General features: G+C 56.7%; 14 protein-coding genes. 5 read left to right on the forward strand and 9 right to left on the reverse strand.

The genetic code is table 11. The features are described from left to right. The first annotated feature begins 61 nt into the window (after positions 1-61). The 5 genes from NZ823_07805 (at position 62) to NZ823_07825 (ending at position 6,766) form a co-directional block, all read left to right on the forward strand. On the forward strand, positions 62-1,516 hold the full coding sequence (locus NZ823_07805; GenBank protein ID MCS6805032.1) for a sugar transferase: 1,455 nt from the start codon (positions 62-64) through the stop codon (positions 1,514-1,516). Between the two features lie 111 nt (positions 1,517-1,627). Further along, positions 1,628-2,917, forward strand: coding sequence for an aspartate aminotransferase family protein (locus NZ823_07810; protein ID MCS6805033.1), 1,290 nt, complete (start codon positions 1,628-1,630; stop codon positions 2,915-2,917). Positions 2,918-3,261: 344 nt separating this feature from the next. Continuing rightward, the gene (locus NZ823_07815) at positions 3,262-4,371 is read left to right on the forward strand and encodes a hypothetical protein (GenBank protein MCS6805034.1); all 1,110 of its coding nucleotides are present in this window, start codon (positions 3,262-3,264) and stop codon (positions 4,369-4,371) included. Positions 4,372-4,590: 219 nt separating this feature from the next. Next, on the forward strand, positions 4,591-5,175 hold the full coding sequence (locus NZ823_07820) for a hypothetical protein (protein ID MCS6805035.1): 585 nt from the start codon (positions 4,591-4,593) through the stop codon (positions 5,173-5,175). 478 nt (positions 5,176-5,653) lie between these two features. Then, complete coding sequence (locus tag NZ823_07825; GenBank protein MCS6805036.1) at positions 5,654-6,766, forward strand: YCF48-related protein; 1,113 nt, start codon at positions 5,654-5,656, stop codon at positions 6,764-6,766. Positions 6,767-7,243: 477 nt separating this feature from the next. Here the strand turns inward: NZ823_07825 and NZ823_07830 are convergent, their stop codons facing one another. From NZ823_07830 to NZ823_07870, 9 genes are all read right to left on the reverse strand, one after another. Then, positions 7,244-8,002, reverse strand: coding sequence for a redoxin domain-containing protein (locus tag NZ823_07830; GenBank protein MCS6805037.1), 759 nt, complete (start codon positions 8,000-8,002; stop codon positions 7,244-7,246). A gap of 158 nt (positions 8,003-8,160) precedes the next feature. Continuing rightward, the gene (locus tag NZ823_07835; GenBank protein ID MCS6805038.1) at positions 8,161-8,562 is read right to left on the reverse strand and encodes a peptidoglycan-binding protein; all 402 of its coding nucleotides are present in this window, start codon (positions 8,560-8,562) and stop codon (positions 8,161-8,163) included. 147 nt (positions 8,563-8,709) lie between these two features. Beyond that, entirely contained in the window at positions 8,710-9,138 is a 429-nt protein-coding gene (locus NZ823_07840) for a cytochrome c (protein MCS6805039.1), read from the reverse strand. 194 nt (positions 9,139-9,332) lie between these two features. Next, positions 9,333-10,619: a hypothetical protein gene (locus NZ823_07845; GenBank protein ID MCS6805040.1), complete on the reverse strand. Its 1,287-nt coding sequence runs from the start codon at positions 10,617-10,619 to the stop codon at positions 9,333-9,335. Positions 10,620-10,708: 89 nt separating this feature from the next. Further along, entirely contained in the window at positions 10,709-11,203 is a 495-nt protein-coding gene (locus NZ823_07850; GenBank protein MCS6805041.1) for a c-type cytochrome, read from the reverse strand. Next, positions 11,190-11,699 carry a DUF3341 domain-containing protein gene (locus NZ823_07855; GenBank protein ID MCS6805042.1) on the reverse strand — a complete coding sequence of 170 codons (510 nt, stop codon included), beginning with the start codon at positions 11,697-11,699 and terminating at the stop codon, positions 11,190-11,192. Before NZ823_07855 ends, NZ823_07850 begins: the two co-directional genes overlap by 14 nt. A 67-nt stretch (positions 11,700-11,766) precedes the next feature. Continuing rightward, complete coding sequence (nrfD, locus tag NZ823_07860) at positions 11,767-13,122, reverse strand: polysulfide reductase NrfD (protein MCS6805043.1); 1,356 nt, start codon at positions 13,120-13,122, stop codon at positions 11,767-11,769. Between the two features lie 54 nt (positions 13,123-13,176). After that, entirely contained in the window at positions 13,177-16,131 is a 2,955-nt protein-coding gene (locus NZ823_07865; GenBank protein MCS6805044.1) for a molybdopterin-dependent oxidoreductase, read from the reverse strand. 67 nt (positions 16,132-16,198) lie between these two features. Next, positions 16,199-16,705 carry a cytochrome c family protein gene (locus NZ823_07870; protein ID MCS6805045.1) on the reverse strand — a complete coding sequence of 169 codons (507 nt, stop codon included), beginning with the start codon at positions 16,703-16,705 and terminating at the stop codon, positions 16,199-16,201. Positions 16,706-17,402 lie beyond the last annotated feature (697 nt).

The following is a 17,402-nucleotide window of genomic DNA, read 5'->3' on the forward strand; positions in this document are numbered from 1 at the left end:
GCTGTCTCCGTGGCCACTCGTTGTTGTCCTGGCAGACGGTTTCATTGGAGCGACTGCGCTGTTGTTAGCGTTTCGGTTGCGAATGTTGCAGCGCATTCCTACGTTGAGTGACTTGCTGTTTGTGCTCAATCCCATCGAGTTATTCAGCACGGTCGCTTGGCCGACGTTTGAGCCTTATTGGTTTTTGTGGCTGGTGGCTCCGCTGATTCGCGTCGCCTCGCTGTATCGGCAGCGGCTTTATCGCTTCAAGGGCGAATTTTCTTGGTTCGATGACGGCGTAGGCGTTCTGAAAGCCGTCACCTTGGGCTCGTTGATCTTGATCGTCGTGGCGTTCATGTATCGTGGCGGTTTCGCATTCCGCGTCTATTCATATTCACGCGGCATTTTTCTGCTGGACTGGGGACTGACATTGATTGGTCACGTGATGGTGCATGGTCTTGCGCGAGCAGTTCAACTCGGACTGCGCCGGCGGGGAGCGAATCTAATTCCCTCGTTGATCGTCGGACAGGGCGAGCTGGCCGAACTCTGTTGCGCAGAGATGGCCTCGCGACCGCAACTTGGTTATCGCGTCGTTGGCATCGTCTCCACAACGAATGGTCCGCACCAACGGAGCGACGACGGACAGACCTCGTTACGTCAATACCCGGTGATAGGCAAGCTGGAGCAGTTGCCGAAGATCATCAACGCCTACGGCATTGAGCAGGTCTTCATCACCGATCCGAACGTTTCACCGCGCGTGTTGTTTGAAACGATCATGCAGTGTTGGCAGCGTCGTCAGACTGAATTTAGTCTGGTGCCCACTTTGTTGAGCACATGGCCGCGCAAGACCGAGCTAGAGCAAATCGGTTCGCTGCCGATGATCAAGCTATTTCAGGAGCCGCTGCGCGGGCCTTACCGCTATCTGAAGCGGACGACCGACCTGGTGGTGGCTACAGCAGGATTGATCCTGCTCAGCCCCGTCTTCTTGTTGATCTACTGGCTGGTGAAACTCGATTCACCGGGCCCGGCGCTGTTTCGTCAGGAACGCGTCGGCATGGACGGTCGCGTCTTTACCCTTTACAAGTTCAGAACCATGCGGGTTGACGCCGAGGCCGACGCCCATCGCGAGCACATGAGCCAGCTCATCAACGGACAGATCGCCGCGCAAACCGATGGCGAAGTTCTGTATGGCAAAATCGCCGACGATCAGCGGGTCACACGCGTGGGACGGATTCTGCGGCGCCTGAGTTTGGATGAGCTGCCCCAATTGTTCAACGTGTTGCAGGGAGACATGAGCCTGGTCGGACCACGGCCGCCGATTCCTTATGAAGTCGAACACTACTCCGACTGGCATCGCAAACGACTGGAAGTCAAACCAGGCATCACCGGTTTATGGCAAGTGAGCGGCAGGAATACGCTGCCTTTTGAGGAGATGGTGCAACTGGACATCTACTACATTGAGAACTGGTCGCTATGGCTCGATTTGAAAATCATGATACAAACGGTTCCTGCTATCCTGCGCGGCGAAACAGCGTGAGCCTGGCCGGGTAGCGACGTTGGCTCTGCGCTCGTCCCGGTTAAAGCAACAGCTTCTACCTGCGCCATCGCCAGCTCATCCAAGCAAAGCGACTATCGGACAGGAGCGAAGATGACACAACCAAACAATCTGGTTCAAAAACAACGGGAATATCTGTTCCCTTGCGTCGGAACTTACTACCAGCAACCGCTCGTGATCGAGCGAGGCGAAGGGATGTACGTCTGGGACGATCAAGGCAACAAGTACCTGGATTGCTTCGGCGGCGTGTTGACCGTCAGTGTGGGCCATGCCAATCCGGTCGTCAACAACGCGATCATCGAACAGGTCAACAAGGTTGCTCACACGTCCACGCTCTACATCAATCAGCCTCAAGTGGAACTGGCTGAAAAGGTGGCGCATCTGACGCCCGGCCGATTGCAAAAGAGTTTCTTCACCAACAGCGGCACAGAAGCCGACGAAACGGCCATTGTGCTGGCACGACTCTACACAGGCCGACAAGAGATCGTCGCGCTGCGGCATTGCTACAGCGGTCGCTCGATGCTGGCCATGAGCGTGACAGCGCACTCGACCTGGCGACATGGCGGCCCGTACGTGCCCGGCATCGTGCACGCGGCTGCGCCTTATTGCTATCGCTGTCCGTTCAAATTGACATATCCGTCGTGTGAGTTAGCGTGCGCCCGCGATGTGGAAGAACTCATTCAAACCACGACATCGGGTCAAATCGCTGGGTTCATCGCTGAGCCGATCCTGGGCGTTGGTGGCTTCATCACGCCGCCCAAGGAGTACTTCCGCGAAGTCACCGCAATCATCAAGCGGTATGGCGGCATTTTCATCTGCGACGAAGTGCAGACCGGCTGGGGGCGCACCGGTGACAAATGGTTCGGCATTGAGCATTGGGACGTCGAGCCGGAGATCATGACATTTGCCAAGGGCATGGCCAACGGCGCGCCTATCGGCGCAACGGTCGCCACGCCAGAGGTGGCCCAAGCCTACCCCAGCTTGACGTTCTCCACATTTGGCGGCAATCCGGTGACAATGGCTGCTGCGCTGGCCACCATTCGCTACATGGAAGAACACGACCTGCCACGTAACGCCCGCATCGTTGGCCAATACTTGCGTGAGCGACTCGAAGAGTTAAAGGCCAAATATCCTGTGCTCGGCGACGTGCGCGGAATGGGCTTGATGCAGGGACTGGAACTGGTCAAGGATCGGCGCACCAAGGAACCCCATCCGCAGGCTGTGGCGCAGGTCTTTGAAATCACCAAACAGCGTGGCGTGCTGATTGGCAAGGGCGGCCTTTATGGCAATGTGATCCGGCTTGGCCCGCCGTTGATTGCCACGAAGGATCACATTGATGAGTTAATCGCTGCGCTTGACGCTGGCTTGACAGCGGTCGCGTGATTGATTTCTTGTTCTCATCTGGTTTCACCGGTGTTGCTCAAACACGGGTTGCCGATGTTGCAACCATGCTCACCTGGCTTGGTGTGTAGATAGGGAAATGGCTGCGCCTAATAAAAAATTCAAACTTTATTTGAGCCTCTCCCTTCATAATGAGCGTCACGGAGGCGACCAAACCGTTCGTGACGGTCCAATTGGCAAGTCGGTGGGCGTTGGTCCGACGCAGAGCTGCAATCCACGGCCCTCGCTCCCATTGTGGTTTGGGCAATACAGACAACGGGTCGGAAAAGCTGGCCAGATGCGCTGGCCGTTTCCGACTTTGAGAAGATGAAGCTGGAGGAATTTTCATGACGTGTGGCATTAAGCCAGAGCTGATGAAGTGGCTAGTTCGTGCAGGGGCGCTTGTTTGTCTTGTGTTGAATTTGACCGGGGGCAAACATATCGGTGGCGGGTTTGTCGGAAGCAGGCTTGCCCAAGCAGGTTCCTCTGAGCCAGAAGCTGAGCAAGCAACGCTGCTGTTTACCATTGGCATGCATATTGAGCCATTCGGCGCTACCGTGAGTCCCATTGTTGGTGGGGGGCCGCCACCGCCACCTCAAGCGCTGAATTACAACAATCGGATGTTCTTTCAGCGACACGTGGCCGATATTCGGTTAGTCGTTGACATCGTTGAGCGGCATGGCGGCCGCATGACTATTCAGGCGCAAACGCCGTTCACGACCGTTGCCGCGCAATCCGGCGAAACCATCTTGACCGAGCTGGAGGCGCGTGGCCATGAAATTGCTTTGCACTTCCACGAAGATGCCCACTTGGGACCGAATCCGGAACGATGGCCAGTTTCAATTTGGGCTGCTGTCATGTCTGAGCAAATTCAATTCATTCGCCGCGCCGGCGTCAGAGCGCCGATTCGCTATTGGAGCGGTGGGAATCTTTATTCGGGCATCCTCGATGCCGCCGCACATGCCGGTCTGGACATCCAAAGCGATTGGAAGAATCCTCGCACGCAGACCACCGATGCACGGCTGTTGGGCGTGAACCCGTGGCGACCAGCGGCAGGGCCGAGCGCATCGGATGTTGCCGGCTATGCCCGGCACGATCCATTGGGTCGTATCATTTTTCTGCCGGAAGGGAATTATTCTCGGACCGACTTTGCGTCAGCCCGGCGCGACGCCGAGTTTGGCGGCGATGAGGGCTATTTCAACTTTCTCAAAGGCGAATTCCTACGTTCACTCGCAGTGGCGCGGGCTGACCGGGTCAACGTCTTCCACTTCACGGTTCATCCCGGCGAGTTTCGTGGTAGTGATCCCAACCGGCCGTTTGCTGTTATTGACCGGTGGCTCACCGAGGTGATTGACCCGCAGGTGCGTGCCGGCAACGTTCGGTGGGCAACGTTTGCCCAGATGGCCGATGCGTTCAAACAGTGGGAAGCAGCCAATCCCAGCGTTGATCCGCGTTGAAACGACTCGTTGGTATCGGCCTTGTTGCGCAAATAGTGAGCAGCAACGTAAAGGACCATACAAAGTAGCCCTACGACGTTGTAGATAAACAGCGCATCATGGCCGTAGCTCGGCTGGTTGCTACCCCCGGCTTGAGCTTGCGATGTCAGCCAGATTACAATGCAACCACTCAATGAACATGAGAGCAACACGAACACAGACACGCGCGGAGGCGAAATAATGGCAAGCGACTCAGAAACTGGTACCATGCGGCATGGCAGCCATTGGAGAATAACAGCCTGGGCCGTCGCAGTGCTTTTGTTGCTGTTGCCCCTGGTGGCCATGCAACTGAGCGATGAAGTGAATTGGAGTGCGACAGATTTTGCCTTTGCCGGTGCGCTCCTGATTGGCGCGCTTCTCACTTACGAGTTGGTCGCAAGAACAGCAGCCAACACCGCTTATCGAGTCGCTTTTTCCGTTGCGCTTGCGGCCGCAGTGTGCCTCGTGTGGTTGAGCCTCGGCGTCGGCATCATCGGGCGGGATGGCGATCCTGCCAACCTGATCTACTTCGGCGTGCTCGGTGTCGGGGTTATTGGCGCGCTGCTGACGCGCTTTCAAGCGGATGGAATGACGCGCGTGTTATTGGCGATGGCGCTCGCTCAGACGTTGATCACTGCAATCGCGCTCATTGCCGGATTGGGCCAACCGTGGAGCGGGCCACTTGAGCTGATATGCTTGAACGGGTTCTTTGTTGCGCTGTGGGTCGGGTCGGCATGGCTGTTTCGTCATGCCGCCCGTAGGCAGACCGAGCAGGGCTTAGCCTAATGGCGGCGGGCGCTCGAGTCCACCCGTATCGTTGGTGCGCCTCCCGGTCGCGCTTTATTGGGCACGATTCGCAGTCGTGCTTTGTTGACGCGGCTTGCGCTTGTAGGACCGACTTGCGGGCGCTCGCGCAGACGGCGTCGGCAGACGCCGACAAGATGGTAGCCAGACGTGCAACGTCTGGATGGGCGTCATTCCCCATTCCATCGCGCCTTGAAGAGGCGCACAGAACCGTTTCTAACCAACATGACAAAAGTTCGGGGCGTAGTTGGAGTGCTGCGACGTGGCGCAGCTTTGGCCGGAAAGTGGTAACACACCACCGCACGCCAAAACGTCTCGTCCCCCCAACATCTCCCAGAACGTTTGTCCAACTACTTAGCGCGGCTTCACCACGCGCATAAGTGACTGGTTTGCACTGGTTCGTTGCTGATTTGTCCGATCACTTTTTCGTCATCCTCGGCAACGGCCAGGTACCTGAACAATGAGCATGCACGCCACCTGCTTGACACGCAAAGCCGAAGCCGTTATCCGTATCTCTGCTATGAAACGATTTCGCTCATGGTGTGTCATTCTCTGTGGATTGATGCTGTCAAGCGCGCTGCTGCTGACTGCTTGCCAGTCACAACCCAAAACCGGTCGGTGGCTCGTGCAAGCTCGCGGCTCCGAGGTGGCATTCTCCAGCGTTCACTTCGTTAATGAGCAACACGGCTGGGCGATTGGCTGGGATGGTCAAAAGTCGAAAGAGGCCGATGGTTGGATCGTGCAAACAACCAATGACGGCGGCGCGACGTGGCAACAGATGCCCGGGCAAGTTCAGTCCAACATCCGCTTTGTCAGATTCGTCACGCCCGCCGAGGGGTGGGCCATCACCACCGCGCACCATATCCTTTACACGAGCGATGGCGGGGCGACGTGGCAAACTCAGCGCACCCCCGGAACTGTTGACGTGCGCAACGACGCCTACCCCAATCGTGTGTCCAAGCAGCCGGAGCCGATTGCACACCTGTTCTTTGTCAATTCCACAACGGGGTGGGCATGGGGTGGCGGACAGCAACGACCTGGCTTTCACCTACCCGGCATTTTGCTGCACACCGCCGATGGCGGACGAGTGTGGACACGTCTAGCTTACCCGTTTGAAAATGAATTGGTCGGATTGCAGTTTGTTGATGAAACGCGCGGCTGGGCATGCGAATATAAAGGAAATTGCTATCGCAGCGATGATGCCGGACGATCGTGGACACGACTGACCATCCGTGAAGGGACCGCCGTCAATGCTTTCCACTTCATTGATCGCCAGCATGGCTGGGTGGTGACCGGCAACGGGATTACGTATCGCACCAGTGATGGCGGGACGACCTGGCGATTCGCTCGCACCGGCACAGGCGAGGACTTGCGCGGCGTATGGTTTCTCACGCCACGGTATGGTTGGGTCGTGGGTAATAATGGCGCGATTTTATTGACCAGAAATGGTGGCGATGATTGGATGCGCCTGGATGCTGGCGTGCAAGCCGACCTGACCGACATTCAGTTTGTCAGTCCACAGCATGGGTGGGCTGTTGGTCATAGCGGCCTGATTCTGCACTACGTGGAGTAGGCGTAACGTCCGGCCGGCTCGACAGAGCGCACTCGCTTTCAGCGCACCCGTGATGTTGCTAATGTTTTTCGCGGCATTGAATTGTCGGCTCGACAGAGTGCAGTCGCTTTCAGCGCACCCGCTTCTAGAGCGATTTTCAATTGCCTTTACTCGGGCAGCGTCCGCTTTGCTGGCTCATGCACGCTGGAAGTGCGCGCACCAGGGTAGATTGATTCGCAAACCGCTCTAAGTAACGTGACAAAAGTTCGTGGCGTTTTTGAGTGCTGCGACGTGCTCGCAGCTTTGGCCGGAAAGCGGTGACACGTCACCGCACGCCAAAACGTCCCGTCCCCCAAAATCTCCCAGAACGTTTGTCCACCTACTTAGCGCACCCGCTTTCAGCAAACTTGCTTTCACCGCACTCGGCTCAGCAAACTCGCTTTCAACAAACACGCTTTCAGCAAACTCGACTCAGCGAACTCGACTCAGCGAACTCGCTTACAGTAACGGCGAGACCATTTTCTCAAAGGCAGTTTGATCCATGTAACCAACATGACGCTTGGCGATGCGCCCTTGGCGATCAATGATGAATGTTGTGGGGATGCCGGTCACGCCGCCGTACTTTTGTTGCGTGGCAGATTTATCTAACGCGACCGGGTAGTTGATCGAATACTTCTTGACGAACTCGGCTACGACATCCGCGCCGGCTGTGTCCAATGAGATGCCGATAATTTCCAGCCCTTTGCGTTTGTACTTGTTGTAGACGTTGATGAAACCGGGGATTTCAGCCTTACACGGGCCACACCAGGTCGCCCAAAAATTCACCACCACAACTTTGCCACGGAGCCGCGATAATTGCACGGTGCGACCGTTGAGGTCTTGCAGCGTGAAGTCCGGCGCCACCGTTCCGGTGGCTGGGACGGCTGCCGGTGGATTCATGGTGATCTTCAAAGGCGATGGGTTGGTGGCTGATTGATTTGAATCGTTGACCGTGATCGTCAACGGTGAATCGCCCTGTTCGGGCGTGGGAGTGATTTGAATCTGCGGCTGAGCCGGTTCAGGCGTCTTCGTCGCGCTGGACGCGCTTGTTGGCGTCGAAGCGGTGGTTGGGGATGCCTCCTCCTGAACCATTGCCCAGATGACTCCAGCGGTTACGATCACAGCCACAATCACTGCGCCTACCCACAGCGCACGGCGAGTCGTCGCTTTCTTGCTATCTGCTTTCAAGCGTCGGTGAGCGTTCTTTCGTTTTTTCATGGCCAGAGAGTATGACGAATCCGCTGCCGTTGGGCAAGGGACTGATGGAGCATTGACCGCGCCAGCTCAGACCGCATCAACCAAGCCCACAGTTCCTCGCGTTTGCTCGGCCAATATGCCGCTCTCACGGCGCAAGCCTGGCGACTCACTACGCTGAATCATCGTCGTGGCGGCTCCTGGTTTGACTCTTCTGCTTGTAATGAGATGATCCGTTTGTAGGTTTCTTCGTCCAGCTCGCCCGTCTTGGGTAAGTTCTCGTCATCCTGAAAATCACGGATCGCTTGTTTCAACTCGTCATTCAGCTTGCCATCCATCGGTCCATCATAGTAGTCGTAACGGCTGAGGATTTTTTGAATTTTCAGGATGTCCTCCTTCGAATAAACTTTGTCACGTGCATGTTGTTTCTTGGTCTTCTTAGGTTTTTGCTTTTGAGCTTCGGCGGGGAGCTGCACTGAGAGCGAGGCCTGTTGGTAGTTGAATGACCAGGCGGTGAGCGGCGCGGCCAACAATACGGCATCGCTGCTGACAAACAATATGCCAAGCACGATGAGCTTTCTCATAATCTCGTCCTCTCAGAAAAATCCCCAGGAGCGCACCGCCTCCGGCGTGCCTGTCCGGCCTGCTGGAAGGGGGCGCTCCCAAATTTTCATCGTTCGTGCGTGCTCAACGCACATGAACCACCTCGGCTATTCTTTATGAAGGCGTTTTTAGAGCGAGCGAATGTAATTGACAATCGCCCAACGGTCTGCCTCCTTGAGCGAGGACTTGAACGGCGGCATCGGCGGTTTGCCTTCGCTGATCTTCCAGAACAACTCGCCGTCCGTCTGGCCCTTAATCGCTGACTTGATGGAGGCTGGCTTGACCTTCAGCCGCTTGGCCATCGGGCCATCACCCTCACCCTTGTTACCGTGACACGTCGCGCAGTTGGCCCTGTACAACTCCTGGCCCTTTGCCAGCGACGCAGCGTCAGCTTTCACCGGATTCTTCACGGCTTTGGCACTTTCCGGCGCTGTCCATCCGCTCTGCCCCATCACTCGATGTTGAAGCGGATACAGGCCACCAAAACTGAATACCACTCCAACAGTAACCAATATCGAGAACACTTTGAAATAAGTCACTGAATGCATTCGCTTCATCCGACATCCCTCCAAAAAGTATGCAAAGTTGTTAAATCATGGCAAAGATGACAGCCAACTTCTCTGGCTTCTCCAATACACCTGATGATTGAACCGATGGGCGGCTGAGATGCCGGTCCGCACGCTGACGTTGCATCGGCTGAGAAGCCCGTCGGTCCAAACTGATCAATCCAACAAACCTGCGCTGCCTCACCTCACGGAGTTGGCGCATTGACCGGCTGATGCACACCGCCATAGATGGTTAGATCAGCCAACGGCAGCGCCGGAAACGCGCGCAAAAACATCAAGACACTTAGCGCAAAGGCGCCGGCAAAACCGCCTGTGATCAACACCTCAAGAATGCCCAACGGCAAATCACGCTCGTGCCAAAGAGACGGTGCGATCAGCAGGAATCGTTCCAATAAGACGCCAATCATAATGATCGCCGAAATGCTCAGCAAGACCCACGGACGACGCTTCGGCTCGCGGCCCAACAATCCGATGAACGGCACCAAAAAACAGAATGCGACCACGATGAGCGCTACGAATGACCACGGCGCTTCATGGGCGCGACGGATCAAATACGCGGTCTCCTCAGGCACGTTACCGTACCAGATGACCAGGTAATGAGTGAATGTCAAATAGGCCCAGAATGCAGCCAGCGCAAACAGCAGTTTGCCCACGTCGTGTAATTGAGCGACCGTTACATAGGCTTCCAAGCCAAGATGGCGACGGGCTACAAGGGTGATAATAGCGATAGCAGCCAGTCCCACGTAGAGGTTGGTCATGAAAAACTGTAGCCCGAACAAATTACTATACCAGTCAACGGCCAACGACATGACCAAATCATAAGCCAGCAAACTGAACAGGTAAGCGTACAGAATCAGCAAGAGAGGCGAGACGAGCGACAGAATGCGCCGCGCCCGCGCCCGTTCCACATCAATGCCTTTCCAGTTTGCAATGAGCCATTGGTTTATTTTTCCTGGCCGACGATAACCGCGCTCCGCGGCTAGTCCTACATCCTGACGCAACGAGTGATACAAGAAGACCCAGCTCACTCCGGCTAAGACCAGCAGCGCCATTGCGTCGCGCCATAGAAGAAATCGCGGCGCAAGCCACGCTGCCTTATCCGGCGAGCCGAGCGGCTGACGAGTCCCCGGCAGCAAGGCTTGTCCGCCGATGCAGAAGAGCAAGAACGCCACATAGGAAATTGGCAGGAAGGCGCCTGTGCTTTCGGCCAGCCGCCGAATGGGGCCAGCCCAACGCCCATCTGTCACATGCAAGATCGCAGCAAAAACGACCCCGGCAAGGCCGATGCCCGACCAGACCAGGAAGTTGACCAGAAAGATTTGCCATGTTCGTAGCGCCTGCTCGCCGCTGGCGCCAACGATCAGCGCCATCAGTCCCACGGCGATGAACACACTCAAGCTGACCACCAATCGGCGCGGCAGCCGAGCTGGAATCGCGGCGATAATGATTTGTTCGTGACCATGTTGGCTCATAGGTTCGGTGCGATGAATCTGCTGTCAGAGGTTTGATCGAGGCGGGTCGCTGCGTCACCTGAGCGACAACGTGACCAATGCCCGCGCTGCTACGGTTTGAGGCTGCGCAGGTAATTGACAATGGCCCACGTTTCGTCAACCGAGAGCGATGAACCGAGGGCCGGCATGATCACGCCTCCATAGCGAATCGTGGCGAACCAAAATCCATCGCTGCGCGCCTGGACGAACTCCGAGGTCAAATCTGGCGGCGGCGTCATCAACTTGGCCGCCACGGTTCCATCCCCTTTGCCCTCGCTGCCATGACAGACAGCGCAATAAATCAGGTAAAGCTGCCGTCCCTCTTCAATCGAGGCCGGCGTCGCTGCGACCGGGTTCTTCAGGCGCTGCTCGGCCTCCAGGCGAGACAGGGGCAATTGAGCGTCACGAATTGGCAGCGAACCTTCCGGCGGCGGCCTCATCTCCCATTCGTACGGCCAGAGCGACGGAAACCTGTACATGTCGCGCGTCCACGGCAAAGCCAGCACAACAACCACACAAAAACAAAGAACGAGCGACAACAGAAGCGAAATCCTAGGAGTTTTCAACGCGCACCTCCTTGGCGCCGACGGCCTGCAATGCAGCGTGCGCTGCGTCAACATCCTCGGCGCGACAACCGATGAAAATCCCAAAATGATCCTCGCTGAATCGCGGGTCATACACGACGTTTTTCATGCTTCGGGGCAATCGAGCGTTGACGAAGAATCCAAGCAGCGTAGCAAGCCCGCCAAACAAGATGGCCAACTCAAAGGCAATGACAATGAACGCAGGAACCGATATGATCGGTTTGCCGCCAGTCATCATCGGCCAGTCCAATGAAGTCCACACAGCAACTGCAAATCCGCCAACAAAACCAATCACACTGCCACACAACGTCCAAATCCCCACCGAGCTGCTCGTATGTTCCAACGCCTCCAGCAACTCATGGCGCGGGACCGGTGCATGCACAACAAGATGATGAAAGCCCTGCCGACGCAATTGCTGAACCGCTCGCACAGCAGTATCCAGATGAGAGAAAATTCCTAAGGCGCCTGTCGGTTTCATGCGCAGCCACCCTCCTTGCTCACCCAGCCTGGCGTCGCTTCGATTCTTTCGCGGCACGTCGTCGGTTTCATGTGCGGTCACCCTCCTTGCTCAACGGCGGTGGCAGTGCCTCTTTGACTTCCATCATCGAGACAACCGGCAACCACTTGATGGAGAGCAAAAACCAGAGGAAAAACCAGGCAAAGCTACCGGCCATGATCCCCGCTTCTACCCACGTCGGACGATAGACGCTCCACGACCACGGATTGAAATCATGCGAGAGCGACCCGACCACAATCACAAATCGCTCCAGCCACATGCCGATGATGACCAGAACCGAAATCACAAACAACCAGGCAAGGTTCGTCCGAACCGATTTGAACCACAGTAGCAGCGGGATAACCGAATTGCAAGCAATCATCACCCAGAACACAACGGCATAGTGACCAAACGCGCGAAAACGAAACGCGCTCTGCTCGAATAGATTGTCGCTATACCACGCAATGAAGAATTCGTTGATGTAGGCATAGGTCACAATCATCGAAATGAACAAGACCATCTTCCCCAGATTATCGAAGTGGTGGAGGGTGATATAAGGCTCCAGCCTGAAGACTTTCCGCACCGGCACCAGCAGCGTAATCAGCATCGCCAGCCCAGACAAGATTGCGCCGGCAACGAAATATGGAGCAAAGATCGTGCTGTGCCAACCGGGGACCAATCCCATCGCGAAGTCCCATGAAACGATGCTACTGACGGAAACCACCAGCGGTGTGGCCAGCGCCGCAAAGAATAGATACGCGCTGCTGAAATGGACCCACTGCTCACCGCGACCTTGCCAACCCAGCGAGAGAAGTCCATAGAGCTTGCCGCGTAGCCCGCGCGAGCGGTCGCGGGCCGCCGCCAGGTCTGGAATCAATCCCATGTACCAAAAGATCACACTGATGACAAAGTAGGTGCTCACAGCAAACATGTCCCATATCAGCGGCGAGCGAAAGTTCACCCACAACTGTCGTTGGTTCGGATAGGGAAACAGCCAGTATGCAAACCAGGCGCGTCCCAGGTGAATAATGGGAAACAGGGCAGCCGTCATGATGGCAAAAACCGTCATCGCCTCGGCGCTGCGCGCCACAGCGGTGCGCCATCGCGCGCGAAACAAAAAGAGGATCGCCGAAATCATTGCGCCCGAATGGGCGATGCCGACCCAGAATACGAAGTTGATGATGAACGTCACCCAACGGATACTGTTGGTGAATCCGGCTACGCCCAGTCCCTTGCGCAACATGACCGACCAGCAGTAACCACCCCAGGCCAACACCAGCAGGTCAAGCGCCAGCAATAGATAATACCGGCGGCCCAGCAATTCCATCGCACGCAGAATATCGTGGTTGACCTGCCCATAGGTGATATGCGGTGTCGGCTCGGTGGTTGTCTTTGCTTGAGCCATAATCCTCTTCACCCGCTCATGGTCTTGATTGCCAGCATGAACCACAAATCATCATCAGTCATTATCACCCGATCCTCCAGATGATACCTGTGTGATCTTCTTCAGGTAGGTGATTGCCGGCTTTGTGTTCAACTGTTCCAAAATCCTATAGCCGCGCGGATCGCTGGAACGCTGCGCGACGCGACTGGTGAGGTCATTCAAATCGCCGAAAATAATCGCGTCGGTGGGGCACGTCTGAGCGCAGGCGGGAATCACTTCACCATCGCGCACGGGCCGTTGCTCATCCTTGGCGCGATCCTGCGCTTCAACAATCCGCTGCACACAGAAGGTGCACTTCTCCATGACGCCTCTGGTGCGAACGGTGACATCTGGATTAAGCTGCCAATTGAGCGGTTCAGGCCATTGGTAATCGAAGAAGTTAAACGCTCGCACTTTGTAAGGACAATTGTTCGAGCAATACCGCGTGCCCACACAGCGGTTGTAAACCATCGCATTGAGTCCTTCATCCGTGTGCACGGTGGCATAGACCGGACAGACCGGTTCGCACGGCGCGTTATCGCAGTGCTGACAGGTCATCGGAACAAACCGCACGTCAGGCTGCTGGGGCGTGCCTTCGATGTATCGCTCGATCCGAATCCAGGCCATCTCGCGGCGACGTTTCATTTGTTCCTTGCCGACAATAGCCAGATTGTTCTCTGCATAGCAGGCGGCCACACAGGCATTGCACCCGATGCATGCTTGCAAGTCAATCACCATGCCCCAACGATGCTCAGGATGCGCGTGCGCTGGATACATATCAGGCACGTGTTGCACATCGCGCGGCGGCGGATGCAACGCCTCGGTCAACGAGACAACCTGAGCAATGCCCCGCCCAGCTTGCGTGCGGCTGCCTTCGGAACTGACCAGATCATGGCGTCGTCCGGTTTTCTGCAATTGCACTCGGACAGCCTGCCAGGCCAAGCCGCCTGAGATCGCTTCTGGTTGAGGCGAGAGCAAGGCCGCCGGATTAGCGCCACGATGCTGGGCATAGCGCCCGTACTGTGTGTGCCCCTGACCAAACGGGATGGCGACCACATCCGGCCGCATGAAAGCGTAGACATACACCGGCAGCTCAATCTGACCATACGGCGATGAAACCCTCACGACATCGCCGTCTGTGAGCCCCAATTGACGGGCTGTTTCAGGATGCACTTCAATCCAATTATCCCACGCAATTTTCGTCAGCGGGTCAGTGATCTCTTGCAGCCACGGCTTGTTGGCTCCGCGTCCGTCAAAGTGATGAGATGACGGATAGACCATCAAATGCAAACCATCACCTTCAAAGGTTGGCTCAACCGAAGCCGTCTCCAAGGCGCTGAGCGTGAGTCGAACCGGCTCGCTCGAACGAGCCTGCCAGAGGCCACCGCGCCGCAATGCTTCTTGCCAAAACGTGAGAAAGTCTTCATCACCGGCCATGCCCTGATGAACCTGCTTCCAGACATCCTGCACGTAGGAATGAAACGTCTCCCAGGGAAATTTTTCGCTCGCCGTTTCATCCACCTGCTTGAGCAGCGAGAGCAACACATCGCCCGGCGATTTCGTGTCGAACACGGGCTGCATGACCGGCTGCATGAGGCCGCGCGCGCCGGCGCGTGGTTCGTAATCGCCCCACGATTCCAGCGGCGTGTGCGTCGGCAACACCAGATGAGCATTCGCTATCGTTTCATCCATGAAACTCGATAGTCCAACAACAAACGGCACTTTGCGCATGGCTGCCTCAAAACCCGCCGCGTGCGGCAACGTGAACACCGGGTTGACATCGTGCAGGATCAAGAGATCCACTTCGCCGGCATTCATCGCATGTGTCAACGCGAGCATATCGGCGAACGAATTGGCCTGGCCGATGCTGGCCTCAGCGTCAAAGCGAACTGTCTTACCGAGATTGCCTGTCACATAGTTGAGCAAATTGACAGCAATGGCCGTCATTGTAGCATTGTGACCGCAGGTGGCGACGCCGCCGGCGATGGCCAACCCCGACTTGGCTTGGGCCAACATGCGGGCTAACTGACGAATGCGCTCAGCCGAGACCTCCGTCTTCTCTGCCGCTGCCTCCGGCGTGAATGCGGCAACCCAGCCGCGGATCAGCTCAACGTTCGCTCTCGTGGTGTTCAATCCTTCTTCGATAATGACGTGAAGCATGCTCAACGCTAAGACCGCCTCCGTGCCGGGTTTAATCATCACCCACTGGTCGGCATTGGCCGCCGTCAGCGACAAGCGCGGTTCGATGTGCACGAATGTGCCGATCTTGCCGTTGCGCAGCGCGTGCATGCGAGCGAATGCGCCGGCATAATTGACCGGCGAGAGCCACGTTTCAAGAAAATCGGCGCCGAACGATATGAGGACCTCAGCTTCATCCAACAGATACTCTGCGATGGCTTCACGACCGAATGTGAGACGATTAGCGGCTCGTAGCGGCTCATAGGAAAATGCTTCGTAGCGGATGTGGCGCCCGCCGCCGAGCGCCGCCAAGCTGTCTTTGATGAGCCGCTGCAAGCTGCCGGTGACGAGCGGTGTCACGATGACGAGGCGATCCGTTTTGCCGGTAGCGCGCAACGCCTTGAGCTTTTCCGCGAGCAATTGTTCACCCTCTTCCCAACCGATCGGTTGCCACTGCCCTGAAGCAGAGCGGCGCAACGGCTGCTTGATGCGGTCGGGATTATAGAGGCCTTGCAACGAAGCCTGACCCCGCGCGCATAGTCGTCCGTGATTGATGGGATGCTGCGGGTTGCCTTCAACCTTGACGGCTCGGCCTTCCCGCGTGCGCACGATGACGCCGCAACCGGCTGGACACTCGCGACAAACGGTCGCGTACCAAGCCGAAACGCCCGGCACCGTGTGGTCAGGTGGAACCAAGTAAGGAATGAGTTTGTCGGTTGACGGCTGCTGCGCGCAGCCGCTGAGCGCAGCCGACACGCTGCTCAGACCAGCGAGCTTCAGAAAATGACGACGATTCACATCCGGCTTTGTCATGTATTGCTTATCCTGCGTGATTCAGTATCTGCGCTTGCGCCGCTCATGCGCGACGAAGACTCGCCAGCTAATGATGACACGTTAAACAATCGAGCGAGGCTTGCCGCTGTTGATGGCACTGGACACACCATCCCATCGTCAACGGCGCGACCTGCCGAACTCCTTCCATCGTTTGAACCTCGCCGTGACAGGTCTGGCAGGTGATACCAGCGGCAAGATGCCGCTTATGATTGAACCGAGTGAACTCCGGCAGCTTATGAACGCGCATCCACTCGATCGGCTTTTTTTCATCCCAGGCAGCCTTCAGTTTTTGCAGCTCCGGCGTCTCCTTCTCGATGGCGTTGTGGCATCCCATGCACCGCTGCATGGACGGCACGCCGGCAATGGCCGAGCGGCGCGCTCCGTCATGACAGAACAGACAATTGATCTGCAAATCGCCGGCGTGGAGTTTGTGACTATGGGCAATCGGCTGTTGTGGCGCGTGCCCGCGTGGAGTCTGAAGGTAGAGTCCAGTAGCTCCCACCAATATCGCGGCAACGGCGATCAATCGAAACGACATCTGCCCCTGTCTCACAACGACCTCATTATGCTCCGGGTCGGCGGCTACTTGCCCGGCAGACGACAAACGAATACGGCCCCGCTTGCTTCTTTATTGAAAAGAGGCTTCCTTATAACATTGTGACTTTTTTCATGTCAACCCATCAGTCCGACGGGATCTCCCTGGAAAATAACCACGGATGGACACAGATTCACACAGATGGAGGCATGGTCCGTGTTCCTCTGTGTGCATCCGTGGTTCCATTTTCCTTTCCCCCTGAAAATAACCATTTTCATCCTTCGTGGCGAGCGCGGAGCTCACGGGCGATTCACTGGAAAATAACCACGGATGGACACAGATTCACACAGATGGAGGCATGGTGCGTGTTCCTCTGTGTGCATCCGTGGTTCCATTTTCCCTCTTCGTGGCGTGCGCGGAGCGCATGGGCGATTCCTGACTTTTTCTTGGAGTGCGCCGGCAGAGCGAAGCGGCGACGGCGCTTTCTGTCGTGACACTCCGCAGCAGGCCACAGCGGCGTCGCGCCCTGCGGGCTTGCCGCCGCACTCCAAAACGATGCTCCCTTGAAAATAAACATTTTCATCGTTCGTGGCAGGCGCACAGCGCATGGGCAATTCCTGACTTTTTCTTGGAGTGCGCCGGCAGAGCGAAGCGGCGACGGCGCTTTCCCTCCTGACACTCCGCAGCAGGCCAAAGCGGCGTCGCGCCCTGCGGG

It is taken from the genome of Blastocatellia bacterium (assembly GCA_025054955.1).
Taxonomy (GTDB): domain Bacteria; phylum Acidobacteriota; class Blastocatellia; order HR10; family J050; genus JANWZE01.